At 57.4% G+C, this 16,142-nt stretch carries 14 protein-coding genes and 2 tRNA genes; 6 read left to right on the forward strand and 10 right to left on the reverse strand.

Features of this window, described 5'->3' with window-relative positions; genetic code table 11:
* The first annotated feature begins 55 nt into the window (after positions 1-55).
* The 3 genes from B3797_RS07005 to B3797_RS07015 all read left to right on the forward strand — a co-directional run bounded on the left by B3797_RS07005 (position 56) and on the right by B3797_RS07015 (position 3,483).
* Positions 56-1,390 carry an MFS transporter gene (locus B3797_RS07005; RefSeq protein ID WP_311790724.1) on the forward strand — a complete coding sequence of 445 codons (1,335 nt, stop codon included), beginning with the start codon at positions 56-58 and terminating at the stop codon, positions 1,388-1,390.
* An 80-nt stretch (positions 1,391-1,470) separates the two neighbouring features.
* Positions 1,471-2,403, forward strand: a complete 933-nt coding sequence (locus B3797_RS07010; protein WP_311790725.1) for a LysR family transcriptional regulator — start codon at positions 1,471-1,473, stop codon at positions 2,401-2,403.
* A gap of 81 nt (positions 2,404-2,484) precedes the next feature.
* Entirely contained in the window at positions 2,485-3,483 is a 999-nt protein-coding gene (locus tag B3797_RS07015; protein WP_311790726.1) for an aldo/keto reductase, read from the forward strand.
* Positions 3,484-3,540: 57 nt separating this feature from the next.
* Here B3797_RS07015 and ilvC read toward each other — a convergent pair whose 3' ends face one another.
* Positions 3,541-5,016: a ketol-acid reductoisomerase gene (gene ilvC, locus B3797_RS07020; protein ID WP_311790727.1), complete on the reverse strand. Its 1,476-nt coding sequence runs from the start codon at positions 5,014-5,016 to the stop codon at positions 3,541-3,543.
* Between the two features lie 162 nt (positions 5,017-5,178).
* Here ilvC and ilvY point away from each other — a divergent pair, with 162 nt between their 5' ends.
* Complete coding sequence (ilvY, locus tag B3797_RS07025; protein ID WP_311783971.1) at positions 5,179-6,060, forward strand: HTH-type transcriptional activator IlvY; 882 nt, start codon at positions 5,179-5,181, stop codon at positions 6,058-6,060.
* Here ilvY and ilvA read toward each other — a convergent pair whose 3' ends face one another.
* From ilvA to ilvL, 6 genes are all read right to left on the reverse strand, one after another.
* Positions 6,061-7,608 (reverse strand): threonine ammonia-lyase, biosynthetic, encoded by a 1,548-nt coding sequence (gene ilvA / locus B3797_RS07030; RefSeq protein ID WP_311790728.1) that lies wholly within the window; start codon positions 7,606-7,608, stop codon positions 6,061-6,063.
* Between the two features lie 3 nt (positions 7,609-7,611).
* Entirely contained in the window at positions 7,612-9,462 is a 1,851-nt protein-coding gene (ilvD, locus tag B3797_RS07035; RefSeq protein ID WP_120457025.1) for a dihydroxy-acid dehydratase, read from the reverse strand.
* Positions 9,463-9,523: 61 nt separating this feature from the next.
* Positions 9,524-10,453 carry a branched-chain amino acid transaminase gene (locus B3797_RS07040; protein WP_120457023.1) on the reverse strand — a complete coding sequence of 310 codons (930 nt, stop codon included), beginning with the start codon at positions 10,451-10,453 and terminating at the stop codon, positions 9,524-9,526.
* A gap of 13 nt (positions 10,454-10,466) precedes the next feature.
* Entirely contained in the window at positions 10,467-10,730 is a 264-nt protein-coding gene (gene ilvM / locus B3797_RS07045; RefSeq protein ID WP_120457021.1) for an acetolactate synthase 2 small subunit, read from the reverse strand.
* The gene (gene ilvG, locus B3797_RS07050; protein WP_311790729.1) at positions 10,727-12,373 is read right to left on the reverse strand and encodes an acetolactate synthase 2 catalytic subunit; all 1,647 of its coding nucleotides are present in this window, start codon (positions 12,371-12,373) and stop codon (positions 10,727-10,729) included. Before ilvG ends, ilvM begins: the two co-directional genes overlap by 4 nt.
* A gap of 149 nt (positions 12,374-12,522) precedes the next feature.
* The gene (gene ilvL, locus B3797_RS07055; protein WP_120457371.1) at positions 12,523-12,621 is read right to left on the reverse strand and encodes an ilv operon leader peptide; all 99 of its coding nucleotides are present in this window, start codon (positions 12,619-12,621) and stop codon (positions 12,523-12,525) included.
* Between the two features lie 329 nt (positions 12,622-12,950).
* Between ilvL and B3797_RS07060 the strand changes: the two genes are divergently transcribed.
* A complete protein-coding gene (locus B3797_RS07060) occupies positions 12,951-14,471 on the forward strand; it encodes a YifB family Mg chelatase-like AAA ATPase (protein ID WP_311790730.1) in 1,521 nt (506 codons plus the stop codon).
* A gap of 26 nt (positions 14,472-14,497) precedes the next feature.
* Here the strand turns inward: B3797_RS07060 and B3797_RS07065 are convergent, their stop codons facing one another.
* On the reverse strand, positions 14,498-14,836 hold the full coding sequence (locus B3797_RS07065) for a DUF413 domain-containing protein (protein WP_120457015.1): 339 nt from the start codon (positions 14,834-14,836) through the stop codon (positions 14,498-14,500).
* Positions 14,837-14,957: 121 nt separating this feature from the next.
* On the opposite strand from B3797_RS07065, the gene hdfR reads away from it, so the two are divergent.
* Positions 14,958-15,782 carry an HTH-type transcriptional regulator HdfR gene (gene hdfR, locus B3797_RS07070; protein WP_081136806.1) on the forward strand — a complete coding sequence of 275 codons (825 nt, stop codon included), beginning with the start codon at positions 14,958-14,960 and terminating at the stop codon, positions 15,780-15,782.
* 112 nt (positions 15,783-15,894) lie between these two features.
* Here the strand turns inward: hdfR and B3797_RS07075 are convergent.
* Positions 15,895-15,970: transfer RNA gene (locus B3797_RS07075), tRNA-Trp, on the reverse strand.
* 8 nt (positions 15,971-15,978) lie between these two features.
* A tRNA-Asp gene (locus B3797_RS07080) sits at positions 15,979-16,055 on the reverse strand.
* Positions 16,056-16,142 lie beyond the last annotated feature (87 nt).

A 16,142-nucleotide genomic window follows, 5' to 3' on the forward strand; every position in this document is an offset into this window, starting at 1 on the left:
GCAGCATGACAGGTGCGTAATATTCCTGGTCTCTATTTACAATTAAGAAACAGTTATGCAAGCCTCCATCACAGAACCTCTGAAAAAGTCACAAGACGATACGCCAGTGAATTCTCGCGGCAAAGTCGTGGTGGCCTCGCTGGTCGGTACGGCCATTGAATTCTTCGATTTTTATATCTACGCCACGGCGGCGGTAATTGTTTTTCCACATATTTTCTTCCCGCAGGGCGATAACACCGTGGCGACGCTACAGTCGCTGGCGACCTTCGCTATCGCCTTTGTGGCGCGCCCGATCGGCTCCGCCCTTTTCGGCCACTTCGGCGATCGCGTAGGCCGTAAGGCGACGCTGGTAGCTTCGCTGCTGACTATGGGCGTCTCTACTGTGATCATCGGCTTGCTGCCGGGCTACCAGTCAATTGGCGTCGCGGCGCCGCTGCTGCTGGCGCTGGCACGATTTGGTCAGGGTCTCGGCCTTGGCGGTGAATGGGGCGGCGCGGCGCTGCTGGCGACGGAAAACGCCCCGGCGAAAAAGCGCGCGCTCTATGGCTCTTTCCCGCAGCTTGGCGCGCCGATCGGCTTCTTCTTCGCCAACGGCACCTTTCTGCTGCTCTCCTGGCTGCTGACCGACGAGCAGTTTATGCAGTGGGGCTGGCGCGTACCCTTTATCCTCTCGGCGGTGCTGGTCATTATCGGTCTCTATGTGCGCGTCTCGCTGCATGAAAGCCCGGTATTTGCGAAGGTGCAGAAAGAGAAAAAACAGGTGCGCATCCCAATCGGCACGCTGCTTGGCCAGCATCTGAAGGCGACCATCCTCGGCACTTTTATCATGCTGGCGACCTATACGCTGTTCTACATTATGACGGTCTACTCGATGAGCTACGGCACTGCGCCTGCGCCTGCGGGTCTCGGCTTCACGCGCAACAGCTTCCTGTGGATGCTGATGGTGGCGGTTATCGGCTTTGGCGTGATGGTGCCGATCGCCGGTCTGCTGGCGGATCGCTTTGGTCGCCGTAAAACCATGATCACCATTACGCTGATGATTATCGCCTTCGCCTTCCTTTTCCCGTCGATGCTGGGTTCTGGATCGCAGGCGCTGGTGATGGCCTTCCTGTTGCTCGGCCTGAGCGTGATGGGGCTGACCTTTGGCCCGATGGGCGCGCTGCTGCCGGAGCTGTTTCCGACCGAAGTGCGTTATACCGGCGCCTCGTTCTCCTATAACCTGTCGTCGATTCTCGGCGCCTCGGTTGCGCCTTATATCGCTACCTGGCTGAACGCCAGCTACGGTTTGCAGGCGGTAGGTTATTACCTGGCAGCGATGGCGACGCTGACGCTGATTTCGCTGATCGCCTGTAAAGAGACGCGCCATCAGACGCTCTACGAAGCGGTGTAAGACAAACAGATAAACCCGGCTCAGGCCGGGTTTATCGTCATGTTATAGTGCCTGTGACTTCGGTATGCAGGACACGAACCATGGCGACAACAGCTCACCTGATCAGCAGTAACCTTCCCAGCGTTAAACAACTTCAGTGTTTTCTGGCCGTCGCGCATGAGCTTAACTTTCGCCGGGCCGCCGAACGCCTCAGCATGACCCAGCCGCCGCTAACGCGCCAGATTAAGAGCCTGGAGTCTCTGCTCCACCAGCAGCTGTTCAGCCGCAGCACCCACGCGGTCAGCCTGACCGAGGCTGGACGCGTGCTGGTTGTCAGAGCGGAGAAAATTCTTGAGGCGCTTAACGCTCTCAGCGCCGACTCCCTTTCCTGTCAGGATCGTCTGCGTATCGGCCTCACCCAAACGCTGGATTTTACGCGCATACAGCCTGTGGGAGCGCGACTGACGCAGCTGGATGTCGGCGATGAAATTGATTCTCCCGATCTCTCCTCAGCCCAGCTATTGCAGTGCCTGACGCAAAATACGCTGGATATCGTGCTGACCGGAGAAAAAGGCGCAAATCATCAGGAGAGCGTGCGCTATCACTGGCTCTGCCGCGAGCCGCTGTCTATCGCTCTGCCGGCGACGCATCCCGCCAGCCAGCAGGAGAAGGTTTCGCTGAATGACGTCAGCGATCTGCCGCTGTTCTGGTTTTCCAGAAGCGCCAACCCTGCCTTCTACGATAAGTGTGAAAAAGCTTTCGCTAAGCTGAAAACGCCGCTGAAAAAGCGCAAAGAGCCGGAAGATTCGCTGACGATGCTGGCGCATATCGCCCGCGGTAAAGGGTTTGCCCTGCTGCCTCAGTCAAAATGCGTTTTTAGCCAGGAAGGGTTGTGCTACCGCGCGCTGTCCGAGGATCAGGCGCAGCAGTTGAATATCGATATCTATGCCGCGACGCGCCGTTCTGACGAGCGTTTACCGCTTCTGCAGGCGCTGAACATCCTGGGCGCCAGCGATCCCTCCCCGCCTTGCTGATACCTTTTCCGCATCACAAAAAGGGCAATTCCCTGCTGCTGCGCCTGGTGAAAGAATCAGGTCAGGACAACAGGAGGGATTATGAAAACGCGTTACTTAGCAAAAGATTTTGAGGTCAGCGCTATCGGCTATGGCGCGATGGGGCTTAGTGAATTCTATGGCGCTACGGATGATGCGCAGTCGCTACAGCTTTTGCATAAACTCGTCGAGCTGGACCAGACCTTTATTGATACGGCGGACCAGTATGGCCGCGGACACAATGAAAAGCTCACAGGGCGTTTTCTGGCCGGGCTGGATAGCGCCACGCGAAACAGGTTTAAGATCGCCACCAAATGCGGCATAGAACGCGCGCCCGATGAGGCTTATAGCCGCACCATCAATAACCGGCCTGACTATATTACGCGCTGCTGCCACGACTCCCTTAAGCGGCTTGGCGTTGAGCGTATCGATCTCTTTTATCTTCACCGCATAAGTCAGGATACGCCCATCGAAGAGAGCATGGCCTGCCTGAGCCACCTGGTAAACGAGGGAAAAATAGAGCATATCGGGCTGTGCGAAGTCTCAGCCGCAACCTTACGCCGCGCGCACGCCGTTCATCCTGTTACCGCCCTGCAAACGGAGTATTCGCTGTGGACGCGCGACATTGAGGAGGAGATCCTGCCAGCGGTTAAAGCGCTGGATATTGGGCTGGTCGCCTATTCGCCGCTGGGCCGCGGTTTCCTCACCGGCAAATATCTCCGCAACAGCGATTTCGCGGAGGGAGACTTCCGCAAAAACAGCGCGCGCTTCCAGCAGGCCAGTCTCGATCACAATGCCGCCTTGCTGAACGCAGTGCGCCCGCTGGCAGAGAAGTACCGCTGTACGCCAGGTCAGATTGCGCTCGCCTGGCTGCTGGCGCAGTACGACAAACTGGTGCCGATCCCGGGCACTAAACACGTTCAGTACCTGGTCGAAAACGCAATGGCGGCGGAGGTGGTGCTGGACGAGGCGGACGTCAGGCTGCTGAACGATCTCCGCCAGCGCATTCAGGTGCAAGGCGAGCGCTATTCAGAAGAGGGCATGAAAGGCATAAACGCCTGATGTGAAAAACCCCGGCAAGCCGGGGTTTTTCTGTGCTGAAAAGTGTGGGAGCGTGAATTAGCCCGCGACCGCGATACGCTTCATGTCGGTCATGTAGCCGCGCAGTTTACGACCCACCGCTTCGATCGGATGCTGACGAATCGCTTCGTTAACGTCGCGCAGCTGCGCGTTATCAACCTGCGTGCCTTCAATTGCTTTGCCCAAATCGCCCGGCTGCAGCGTAGTCATAAACTCTTTCAGCAGCGGCACCGCAGCGAAGGAGAAGAGATAGTTGCCGTACTCTGCGGTATCGGAGATAACCACGTTCATTTCATACAGACGCTTACGCGCGATGGTGTTGGCGATCAGCGGCAGCTCGTGCAGTGATTCATAGTAAGCAGACTCTTCGATAATGCCCGCGTCAACCATGGTTTCAAACGCCAGCTCAACGCCCGCTTTAACCATCGCTACCATCAGAACGCCTTTATCGTAGTACTCCTGCTCTTCGATTTTGCCTTCGAACTGCGGCGCGGTTTCAAACGCGGTTTTGCCGGTCTCTTCACGCCAGGTCAGCAGGTTTTTGTCGTCGTTGGCCCAGTCAGCCATCATGCCGGATGAGAACTCGCCGGAGATGATATCGTCCATATGCTTCTGGAACAGCGGCGCCATAATCTCTTTCAGCTGCTCTGACAGCGCGTAAGCGCGCAGTTTCGCCGGGTTAGAGAGGCGATCCATCATCAGCGTAATGCCGCCAAATTTCAGTGATTCGGTAATGGTTTCCCAGCCGAACTGAATCAGTTTTTCGGTGAAAGCCGGATCGTGACCTTCCGCCACCAGCTTGTCGAAGCAGAGCAGCGAACCAGCCTGCAGCATGCCGCACAGAATAGTCTGTTCGCCCATCAGGTCAGACTTCACTTCCGCGACGAAAGAAGATTCCAGCACGCCCGCGCGGTCGCCACCGGTTGCTGCCGCCCAGGCTTTGGCGATCGCCATGCCTTCGCCTTTCGGATCGTTTTCCGGATGAACGGCGATCAGGGTCGGTACGCCAAAACCGCGCTTGTACTCTTCACGCACTTCGGTGCCCGGACATTTCGGCGCAACCATCACGACGGTAATGTCTTTACGAATGGTTTCGCCCACTTCAACGATATTAAAGCCGTGTGAGTAGCCCAGCGCCGCGCCCTCTTTCATCAGCGGCTGTACGGCCTGCACTACAGCTGAGTGCTGTTTGTCTGGTGTCAGGTTAACCACCAGATCGGCCTGCGGGATCAGCTCTTCATAGGTGCCTACTTTAAAACCGTTCTCGGTAGCCTTGCGCCAGGAAGCGCGCTTCTCGGCGATCGCTTCGGCACGCAGCGCATAAGAGACGTCCAGACCGGAATCACGCATGTTCAGGCCCTGGTTAAGGCCCTGTGCGCCACAGCCCACGATGACCACTTTTTTCCCTTTCAGGAAGCTGGCGCCGTCGGCGAATTCATCGCGCGCCATAAAGCGACATTTGCCTAACTGCGCTAACTGGTTGCGCAGATTCAGTGTGTTGAAGTAGTTAGCCATGGGCACTCCGGTCAGATGTTGTGTTTGTTTTTGTCTGGTAGCGGCTGCTGACTGCAGCGCCGCGAATGACCCCATCATATGACAGGAAATCTGTTGCTTAAATTGATATATTAGCAAGGCCACATTGCAGGATTTGCAACGCTACGCGAGAGGTTAAGTCGTATGGATTTACGCGATCTGAAGCTGTTTCTTCATCTGGCCGAAAGCTGCCACTTTGGCCGTACTGCGCGCGCTATGCACGTCAGCCCGTCAACGCTGTCGCGTCAGATCCAGCGTCTCGAAGAGGATGTAGGACATGCGCTGTTTCTGCGCGATAACCGCACCGTTACCCTGACCGAAGCGGGTGAACGTCTGCGCCAGTTCGCGCAGCAGACCCTGTTGCAGTATCAGCAGCTGCGCCACGTGATGGATCTCAACGGGCCGTCGCTGAGCGGCGAACTCCGCCTGTTCTGTTCGGTGACGGCCGCCTACAGCCATCTGCCGCCGATTCTGGATCGCTTTCGCGCCGAGCATCCGCAGGTGGAGATCAAGCTGACAACCGGCGACGCCGCGGACGCCATTGAAATGGTGCAGTCCGGTGAGGCGGATCTGGCGATCGCCGGGCGTCCTGAGTCGCTGCCTGCCAGCATCGATTTTACGCCGCTGGGCCTGATCCCGCTGGTCTTAATCGCCCCGGCGCTGCCCTGTCCGGTGCGCAGCCAGGCGACGCAGGAGTCGCCCGACTGGGCGAAAATCCCCTTTATCCTGCCCGATCAAGGGCCTGCGCGGCGTGGCATCGATCTCTGGTTTCGCCGCCACCGCATCCCGAATCCGCAAATTTACGCCACGGTCTCCGGGCATGAAGCAATTGTCTCGATGGTGGCGCTCGGCTGCGGCATCGCGCTGCTGCCGGACGTGGTGCTGGAGAACAGCCCGGAGCCGGTGCGCAATCGCGTGCTGACGCTGGAGAATGTGGAGTCGGTGGCGCCGCTGGAGCTGGGCGTATGCGTACAAAAAAAGCGGCTCGGGGAGCCGCTGATTCATGCCTTCTGGCACCTGCTGTAATTACTGACCGGCGAGGAAGAAGCGGAACGCCGGGTTATTGGCCTCATCGTGGCATTCATAACCCAGCTCAGTCAGATGCGATTCAAAGCGTGGTTCATTGTCGCCGATTTCAAAGGCCGCCAGCACGCGGCCATAATCGGTGCCGTGGCTGCGATAGTGGAACAGTGAAATATTCCAGTGCGTGCCGAGCGTTTGCAGGAACTTCAGCAGCGCGCCGGGCGCTTCCGGGAATTCAAAGCTGTAGAGGCGTTCGCGCAGCGGCTTCGACGGACGTCCGCCCACCATATAACGCACATGCAGCTTCGCCATCTCGTCGTCAGAGAGATCCATTACCTGATAACCGCCCTGCGTCAGCTGGCTGATAATCTCGCTGCGCTCCTCTAACCCGCGCGTTAAGCGCACGCCAACGAAGATGCAGGCGTTATCGGCATCGGCGTAGCGGTAGTTGAACTCGGTGACCGCACGACCGCCCAGCGTCTGGCAGAACTTCAGGAAGCTGCCCTGCTGTTCGGGGATGGTGACCGCCAGCAGCGCTTCACGCTGCTCGCCCAGCTCACAGCGCTCGGAAACGTAGCGCAGGCCGTGGAAGTTAACGTTGGCGCCCGAAAGAATATGGGCCAGACGTTCACCTTTGATGCTGTGCTGCTGGATATATTTCTTCATGCCCGCCAGCGCCAGCGCACCTGAAGGCTCCGCGACAGCGCGCACATCTTCAAACAGATCTTTCATCGCCGCGCAGATAGCATCACTGTCTACGGTGATGATGTCGTCGAGATACTCCTGACACAGGCGGAAGGTTTCGTTACCGATGCGCTTAACCGCCACGCCTTCGGCAAACAGCCCGACGCGCGGCAGATCCACCGGCTCGCCAGCCTCCAGCGCCGCTTTCAGGCAGGCGGAGTCTTGCGATTCCACCGCGATAACCTTGATTTGCGGCATCAGCTGTTTGATCAGCACCGCCACGCCCGCCGCCAGGCCGCCGCCGCCGACCGGCACAAAGACGCGATCGAGATGCGCATCCTGCTGCAGCAGCTCCATCGCCAGCGTGCCCTGACCGGCGATCACCGCCGGATGGTCAAACGGTGGCACGAAGGTGTAGCCCTGCTGCTCCGCCAGCTCGATCGCTTTGGCTTTCGCCTCGTCGAAGTTAGCGCCGTAGAGATAAGCCTCACCGCCAAATGCGCGCACCGCATCAACCTTGATGTCCGCCGTGGTCACCGGCATCACAATCAGCGATTTAATGCCGAGCCGGCTGGCGGAGAGCGCCACGCCCTGCGCATGGTTGCCGGCCGATGCCGTCACCACGCCGCGCGCTTTCTGCTCTTCGTTCAGTCCGGCGATCATCGCGTAGGCGCCGCGCAGCTTGAAGCTGTGCACCGGCTGACGATCCTCGCGCTTCACCAGAATGGTGTTGCCGAGACGCGATGAAATTTTTTCCATTTTTTGCAGCGGCGTCACCTGTGCGACTTCATACACGGGCGAGCGCAGCACTGCGCGCAAATATTCCGCGCCGCAGGGCGACGCAGGTAGCGGTTGAGCCTCAGCCATCGGTTAGCCTCCCAGCTTACTCTTGTCTCGCACCGCGCCCTTGTCGGCGCTGGTGGCGAGGGATGCGTAGGCGCGCAGCGCGAATGAAACCTGACGCTCGCGACCATGCGGCGTGTAGGCCGCATCGCCACGCGCTTCTTCCTCTTCGCGGCGCGCATGCAGTTCGTTATCCGGCACCGCCAGCTTAATACCGCGGTTCGGGATATCGATTTCGATGATGTCGCCATCTTTAACCAGCGCGATCGTGCCGCCGCTGGCTGCTTCCGGCGAGGCGTGGCCGATCGACAGGCCAGAGGTACCGCCGGAGAAGCGACCGTCGGTGATCAGCGCGCAGCTTTTGCCGAGGCCCATCGATTTCAGATAGGTGGTCGGATAGAGCATCTCCTGCATGCCCGGCCCGCCTTTCGGCCCTTCGTAGCGGATCACCACAACGTCGCCCGCGACCACTTTGCCGCCGAGGATCGCCTCAACCGCATCATCCTGGCTTTCGTAGACTTTAGCCGGGCCTTTAAAGGTGAGGATCTCTTTGTCCACGCCAGCCGTTTTTACGATGCAGCCATCTTCGGCCAGATTGCCGTAGAGCACCGCCAGGCCGCCATCCTGCGAGAAAGCGTGTTCACGCGTGCGGATACAGCCCTCCTGGCGATCGTTATCCAGCGTATCCCAGCGGCAATCCTGCGAGAAAGCCTGCGTCGTGCGAATGCCCGCCGGACCGGCGCGGAACATTTTTTTCACCGCCTCGTCCTGGGTCAGCATGATGTCGTACTGATCCAGCGTTTCGCGCAGATTCAGACCCAGCACGTTGCGCACGTCGGTATGCAGCAGACCAGCGCGATCCAGCTCGCCGAGAATGCCGATTACGCCACCGGCGCGGTGCACATCTTCCATATGGTATTTCTGCGTGCTCGGCGCGACTTTGCACAGATGCGGCACTTTGCGCGACAGACGATCGATGTCGGAGATATTGAAGTCGATGTCGCCTTCCTGCGCGGCGGCCAGCAGGTGCAGAACGGTGTTGGTAGAACCACCCATGGCGATATCAAGCGTCATGGCGTTTTCGAACGCGGCTTTGTTAGCGATATTGCGCGGCAGTACGCGCGCATCATCCTGCTCGTAATACTGTTTGGTCAGGTTAACGATGCGTTTGCCGGCATTGATAAAGAGATCTTTGCGGTCGGCGTGGGTCGCCAGCAGCGAGCCGTTACCCGGCTGCGACAGGCCCAGCGCTTCGGTCAGGCAGTTCATGGAGTTGGCGGTGAACATGCCGGAACAGGAGCCGCAGGTTGGGCAGGCGGAACGTTCAATCTGCTCGCTGTCGGCATCGCTGACGTTCGGGTTCGCGCCCTGAATCATCGCATCGACCAGATCGAGCTTGATGATTTTATCGGAAAGTTTGGTTTTCCCCGCTTCCATTGGGCCGCCGGAAACGAAGATGACCGGAATATTGAGGCGCAGCGACGCCATCAGCATCCCCGGCGTGATTTTGTCGCAGTTGGAGATGCAGACCATGGCGTCGGCGCAGTGCGCGTTAACCATATATTCCACTGAGTCGGCGATCAGCTCGCGCGACGGCAGCGAATAGAGCATGCCGCCATGGCCCATGGCGATACCGTCATCCACCGCAATGGTGTTGAACTCTTTAGCCACGCCGCCCGCCGCTTCAATCTGCTCGGCGACCAGCTTGCCGAGATCGCGCAGATGGACATGGCCCGGCACGAACTGGGTGAATGAGTTGACCACGGCGATAATCGGTTTGCCGAAGTCGGCGTCGGTCATTCCTGTCGCGCGCCACAAGGCGCGGGCACCCGCCATATTGCGGCCGTGAGTGGTAGTGGCGGAACGGTACTTAGGCATACTCTGTTTACTCCAGTCTGAAAAATGACGCGGGCACTGCTGCGCCCGCGTTACTGTCTTGTTATGCGTTAACCTGATCCAGCCAGCCGTATTTATCTTCGGTTTCGCCAGTAAACAGGCCGAAGAAGGCTTTCTGGATTTGGGTGGTCACCGGACCGCGTTTGCCCTCGCCCACCTGGATGCCGTCAACGCTGCGCACCGGCGTGATCTCCGCGGCGGTGCCGGACATAAAGATCTCGTCTGCCAGGTAAAGTGATTCGCGGGACAGCACCTGCTCGCGCACTTCGATACCCAGATCCTGCGCCAGCTTAATAATGGCGTCGCGCGTGATGCCCGGCAGTGCAGATGAGGTAAACGGCGGGGTAAACAGAATGCCGTCTTTCACTTCAAACAGGTTTTCGCCCGCGCCTTCAGAGATATAGCCGTTGGTGTCCAGCGCGATGCCTTCCTGATAACCGTGACGACGCGCTTCGCTGCCCACCAGCAGAGAAGAGAGATAGTTGCCGCCCGCTTTCGCTGCGGTCGGCAGGGTGTTCGGCGCAACGCGGTTCCATGAGGAGACCATCGCGTTGATGCCGTTCTCCAGCGCTTCGGCGCCCAGATACGCGCCCCACGGGAAGGCGGCGATGATGACGTCGGTGGTGTAGCCGTCTGGCGGGTTCACGCCCAGGCCGACGTCGCCGACAAAGGCCAGCGGACGGATATAGGCGCTTTTCAGATTATTGTCGCGCAGGACTTTACGGGTCGCTTCCATCAGCTCTTCTACGCTGTACTTCAGCGGGAAACGGTAAATTTTGGCTGAGTCGTGCAGACGCTGCATATGTTCACGGTGACGGAACACCACCGGGCCTTTGTGCGAGTCGTAGCAGCGCACGCCTTCAAACACAGAAGTACCATAGTGCAGCGCATGAGACATGACGCTGACCTTGGCGTCTTCCCACTTAACCATCTCCCCATTGAACCAAATAAAGTCTGCTTTCTTGGTACTCATTCTTATTTTCCTTTCACGAACAGGCGTGGATTTGTTGTGTTGCATGTTGTTGGATCTGGACGCAAGCGACATCCATCAGTTTGCTTAACTGCGAAGACAGTAAATCGACGGAGCGCTGACTGGCAACGGTCATTTCGATATTGATGTTTTCGCTGTTAGCCACTGCGCCCATATTCATGGCGCAGACCTGAAAACCGCGATGGCGGACGACGCGTAAAATGCGCTCCAATATTTCAGGGCGGAAGCGAGCTTCGATAGACAATTGGTGCTGGTTCATACGGTTTTCTCCATCATGTTTGCATTGCTGGCACCAGGCGGCACCAGTGGCCAGACGTTTTCATGCTCATCAATCGCAACATGCAGGAAGTAAGAACCTTCGCTGTTCAGCAGAGCATCAAGTGCGGCGTCGACCTCATCTTTACGGCTAATACGCTGGCCTGGGATATCAAACGCGCTGGCCAGCGTCAGAAAATCGGGATTGTCAGTGAGAATAGTTTCGCTATAGCGTCCGTCGAAAAAGAGCTGTTGCCACTGGCGCACCATGCCGAGGCGCTGGTTATCCAGCAGCAGAATTTTCACCGGCAATTTTTTACGTTTAATGGTGCCCAGTTCCTGAATATTCATCATGATGGAGCCGTCGCCGGTTACGCAGATCACGGTGTCATCGGGGCGGGCGACCTGGGCACCTACCGCAGCCGGCAGGCCGAAGCCCATAGTGCCGAGGCCGCTTGAGGTGATGAAATTCTCCGGCGCGCTGAAGTTCATATGCTGCGCGGCCCACATCTGATGCTGGCCAACGTCAGTGGTGATGACGGCGCTTTCCGGCTTGCGATCGGAGAGCTGCTTCAGCAGCAGCGGCGCATAGATCGCCTCGCCGGGATGGTCATAGGGCCAGCTGAACGCCGCTTTCATCGCCTTCACCTCTTCGCGCCAGGCCTCGATCTGCAACGGCATGCTCAGCGCGGGCAGCACCTGATTCAGATCGCCCTGCAGCGAGACGTGTGCGCGGCGCAGTTTATTCAGCTCGGCCGGGTCGATATCAATATGGATCACGCTGGCATGCGGCGCGAAGGTATCGAGCTTGCCGGTTACGCGGTCGTCAAAACGCGCCCCGACGGCAATCAGCAAATCGCAGGACTGAACCGCGAGATTCGCGGCCTTGGTGCCGTGCATGCCCAGCATGCCGAGGTAGACATCGCTTTCGCTGTCTGCGCTGCCGAGACCTTTCAGCGTGGCGACCATGGGAATGCCGGTCTCCTGCGCCATGGCGCGCAGCGCGGGAACGGCCTGCGCCATTCCAACGCCGCCGCCGATATAGAGCATTGGCTTGTGCGACCGCGCCATCAGCGCGCGCGCCTCTTCGATATGCTGCGGTGAATGCGAGGCTGGCTCTTCGACCTGCAGCAGATGCGGCGTCAGCTCACCGCTGGCAATTTGAATATCTTTAGGAATATCAACCAGTACCGGGCCAGGGCGGCCTGACTGAGCGATGGCGAACGCTTCCGCCATGACGGAAGGCAAATCATCCAGCGACTCAACCAGAAAGCTGTGTTTGGTGCAGGCCAGCGACAAGCCTAATACGTCGATCTCCTGAAAGGCGTCAGTGCCGATAAACGCCGAAGAAACTTGTCCGGTGATCGCGACTACCGGCACTGAATCCATCATCGCATCGGCCAGGCCAGTGATTAAATTGGTCGCGCCAGGGCCAGATGTGGCAATGCAGACGCCGGTTTTGCCGGTTGCGCGGGCATAGCCAATCGCCGCAACCACTGCGCCTTGTTCATGACGACACAGTAGGTGTTCCACGCCGCCATCGTAGAGCGCATCGTACACTGGCATGATGGCGCCGCCAGGATAGCCAAATACTGTGTCGACACCCTGCGCGCGTAAAGCCTGAACTACCCACTGTGCACCTGTCATGGTTATTCTCCTGTATCCTTAGGGGAACAACAGAATTTTATGCTACTGCTCATTGTTTGCTCCTCGGTAATTAGCTGATATTTACTCCGGTCAAAAAAAAACCCCCGGACCTTTCGGTGCGGGGGTTTTTCGAATTCCGGCCTTGATTTCTAAGCCTTTCTTCCTGCAAGCGCAGCCCCGCACGGTGGGTTAATAATCACCACCACGCTAATCACGACTAGGCTAATCACTTGTAGAAGGGCTTTCATCTGTTGTCTGTTTTTTCGTTTGTTCGAAGTAATACCTACAGAGTTATCACAGTTATGGGTTGGATGACAACTTTTTCCATCTGATTTTTTTATGCCTCCTAACGCGAGGATGAGATATCAGACTGTAATTAAAGCTTTATTTTTTGATTGATAAATATTCATCACGCCCGTGTCGCAACAGTTAAGCGTACGATTTGCAAAGCGGCTCCAGAAAAATTGCAGCGGGCCGGGAATCTGTCTGCTTTATTGCGGCACCTTTCGACAGATGAGCTATTCCGGCTCGTGACATCGCCCCAGCCGCGCCATAATCGCCGCCTTAAGGAGCGGTTATGACATTGTCCAGAATCTTTACCCGAGCGGCGATAGGCGTAGAAGCGCCGCAGGTTACTATCGAAGCGCATATCAGCAACGGATTGCCCGCGCTGACGCTGGTCGGGTTGCCCGAAACAACGGTGAAGGAGGCGCGCGAGCGGGTACGCAGCGCCATTATTAACAGCGGATTCAGTTTTCCCGCCAGGCGTATCACCATCAATCTGGCGCCGGCCGATCTGCCTAAAGAGGGCGGACGTTACGATCTGCCAATGGCGCTCGCTATTCTCGTGGCGTCTGAACAGCTTCCTGAAGCGAAACTGTCGCAACATGAGTTCGTGGGCGAACTTGCCCTCAACGGCGCGCTCTGCGGCGTTCAGGGCGCGATTCCAGCCGCGCTGGCGGCGATGCGGGCCGGACGGCGCCTTATCCTCTCTACAGAGAATGAGCAGGATGTCGGTCTGATAGAGCATGGCGATACGCTGGTTGCCGCTCATCTGCTGGAGATCTGTGCGTATCTGCAAAATCAGGCTGAACTCGCGTGCGCGCAGGCTCAACAAGAGGGCGCTCAACAGACTGCAGAAGACCTGAGCGATATCATTGGTCAGGAGCAAGGCCGTCGCGCGCTGGAGATTACGGCGGCTGGCGGGCACAACCTGCTGTTGATTGGGCCTCCCGGCACCGGCAAAACCATGCTGGCAACACGCCTGCCCGGTATTATGCCGCCGCTCAGCGACACAGAGGCGCTGGAGTGCGCCGCTATTGCCAGCCTGGTAGATAAGGTTACGTTACAGCGAGAGTGGCGTAAGCGGCCTTTTCGTTCGCCTCACCACAGCGCGTCTATCTATGCGCTGACTGGCGGCGGATCATTACCTCGCCCTGGCGAGATTTCGCTGGCGCATAACGGCGTGCTGTTTCTGGACGAGCTGCCGGAGTTTGACCGGCGAGCGCTGGACGCGCTGCGGGAACCCCTTGAGTCGGGCGAAATCGCTATTTCTCGCGCCCGAGCGAAAGTAACCTATCCGGCACGCTTTCAGCTCATCGCCGCAATGAATCCCAGCCCAACCGGACATTATCAGGGTCAGCATAACCGCTGCTCGCCGCAACAGGTGCTGCGTTACCTGAGCAAGCTCTCCGGTCCTTTTCTCGATCGCTTCGATCTATCAATTGAGGTTCCGCTGCTACCGGGCGGAATGCTGAGCAAACGCCCTGACGCTGGTGAAAGCTCAGCAAGCGTCGCCGAGCGCGTGATAAAGGCGCGTAGAGTGCAAATGGCGCGGGCAGGCAAGATCAATGCGCATATGAATAATGTCGATATCAGGATGTGGTGTGATATAGCCAGGGAAGATGCTGAGTGGCTGGAGGAGGTGCTTAACCAGTTAGGTTTATCCGTACGGGCGTGGCAGCGTATTTTAAAGGTGTCGCGTACGATTGCCGATCTGGCGGGTGAAGAGAGGATTTTACGTATTCACCTTCAGGAGGCGCTCGGTTATCGCACTATTGATCGGTTACTGATACATCTGCACCGCAGTCTGGAATAAAAATGGGGCTGATTGCCCCATTCCGCTTAGTCATCGCTGTCGCTGTAATCTTCAACCGTATCCATCTGCGGCTTGCCGCCAGAGAGCGTATGAAAACGCTTAGGACGCTTAATGCGGGCAGTGTATTTAGACCATACTCGCTCAGCTTCGGTTTGCGGCTCACGCAGACCACGACATACTTCTAAGAAGAGACGCTCTTCTTCAGTGATCGGCTCACGCTTTGCTAAATCGAGTTCATTAAAAGCAAAACCATGACGCTCCAGCAGTTGGGCTTCTTTAATGGTGAAATCACCATGCCGCGAGAAACCGCGCGGATAATGTTTGTTATCAAAGAAACGATTTGTGGTTGAGAAGCTTTCCGCCATCTTACACGCTCCTGATTCTCTTATGGCCGAGCTATTAATGGCGCGGAGTATTAGATAGGCTTGACAGAGTGTAAAACAAAACATTTAAATCTATACGACAAACATTTTTTGGGAGAAAGCTGTGGATACGGAATTACTTAAAACTTTCCTGGAAGTGAGCAGAACTCGCCATTTCGGGCGTGCTGCAGAAGCACTTTATCTCACACAGTCCGCCGTCAGCTTTCGCATCCGTCAGCTGGAAAATCAGCTGGGCGTTAACCTTTTTACCCGTCATCGCAATAACATACGGCTGACGTCGGCAGGAGAACGTCTTCTGCCCTATGCGGAAAGCCTGATGAGCACCTGGATGATGGCCAAGAAAGAGGTCTCGCATACGCAGCAGCATCATGAGCTGTCGATAGGTGCCAGCGCGTCGCTATGGGAGGCCTATCTGACGCCGTGGCTGCAGACCCTTTATGAGAACCGTGAGAGCCTGCATCTTGAGGCGCGCGTGGCGCAGCGGCACCTGCTGGTCAAGCAGCTGCACGAACGACAGCTGGATCTGCTGGTCACGACAGAAGCGCCTAAAATGGATGAGCTTACCAGCCAGCAGATCGGCCATATTTCGCTGGCGCTGTTTCGTGCGCGCAAAACAGAAAAGCGAGAAAAGTATGATTACATCAAGCTTGAATGGGGCGCGGACTTTCATCAGCATGAAAGCTACCTGTCGGGTGGCGACGATGTGCCGGTATTAACGACGACCTCAGCGCACGTTACGCGAGAGCTGCTGTACACCACGGGCGCATGTGCATTTTTGCCCGACTACTGGCATAGCCTGTATAGCGATCTGATGGTGATCCCTGATACGCCCGTTGCGGTGCGTCCTTTATACGCGGTATGGCTGCAGAACAGCGACCAGCAGGCGCATATTCGACAGCTGCTTAAGTTTCCAGTGCTGGCGCGCTAGGGCTTCAGGAAGGAATAGAGAGAAGAGGCTGATATTTTCGGCCTTTTTAATCTTTCTGCTGAATAAAAAGCAAAAAAAAAAATCCTTTGCCGAAGCAAAGGATTCTTATTTCTGGCAGGGGCGGAGGGACTCGAACCCCCAACACCCGGTTTTGGAGACCGGTGCTCTACCAATTGAACTACGCCCCTAAAGAGGGTGGCGGTGCGGACGGGACTCGAACCCGCGACCCCCGGCGTGACAGGCCGGTATTCTAACCGACTGAACTACCGCACCACCGAATACTGCTGCTACCAGCGGGGTCTCGCTGATAACCGGTGTCACCCTTTCGGGCAGATACCAATTTGGATGCCTGGCAGTTCC

The sequence above is a fragment of the Pantoea sp. UBA5923 genome, from assembly GCF_002431095.1.
Classification (GTDB): Bacteria; Pseudomonadota; Gammaproteobacteria; order Enterobacterales; family Enterobacteriaceae; genus Pantoea; species Pantoea piersonii.

Coding starts and splice junctions, on each gene's coding strand:
- B3797_RS07005 (WP_311790724.1), top strand. CDS start 56: ATGCAAGCCTCCATCACAGAACCTCTGAAAAAGTCACAAGACGATACG.
- B3797_RS07010 (WP_311790725.1), top strand. CDS start 1,471: ATGGCGACAACAGCTCACCTGATCAGCAGTAACCTTCCCAGCGTTAAA.
- B3797_RS07015 (WP_311790726.1), top strand. CDS start 2,485: ATGAAAACGCGTTACTTAGCAAAAGATTTTGAGGTCAGCGCTATCGGC.
- ilvC (WP_311790727.1), bottom strand. CDS start 5,016: ATGGCTAACTACTTCAACACACTGAATCTGCGCAACCAGTTAGCGCAG.
- ilvY (WP_311783971.1), top strand. CDS start 5,179: ATGGATTTACGCGATCTGAAGCTGTTTCTTCATCTGGCCGAAAGCTGC.
- ilvA (WP_311790728.1), bottom strand. CDS start 7,608: ATGGCTGAGGCTCAACCGCTACCTGCGTCGCCCTGCGGCGCGGAATAT.
- ilvD (WP_120457025.1), bottom strand. CDS start 9,462: ATGCCTAAGTACCGTTCCGCCACTACCACTCACGGCCGCAATATGGCG.
- B3797_RS07040 (WP_120457023.1), bottom strand. CDS start 10,453: ATGAGTACCAAGAAAGCAGACTTTATTTGGTTCAATGGGGAGATGGTT.
- ilvM (WP_120457021.1), bottom strand. CDS start 10,730: ATGAACCAGCACCAATTGTCTATCGAAGCTCGCTTCCGCCCTGAAATA.
- ilvG (WP_311790729.1), bottom strand. CDS start 12,373: ATGACAGGTGCACAGTGGGTAGTTCAGGCTTTACGCGCGCAGGGTGTC.
- ilvL (WP_120457371.1), bottom strand. CDS start 12,621: ATGAAAGCCCTTCTACAAGTGATTAGCCTAGTCGTGATTAGCGTGGTG.
- B3797_RS07060 (WP_311790730.1), top strand. CDS start 12,951: ATGACATTGTCCAGAATCTTTACCCGAGCGGCGATAGGCGTAGAAGCG.
- B3797_RS07065 (WP_120457015.1), bottom strand. CDS start 14,836: ATGGCGGAAAGCTTCTCAACCACAAATCGTTTCTTTGATAACAAACAT.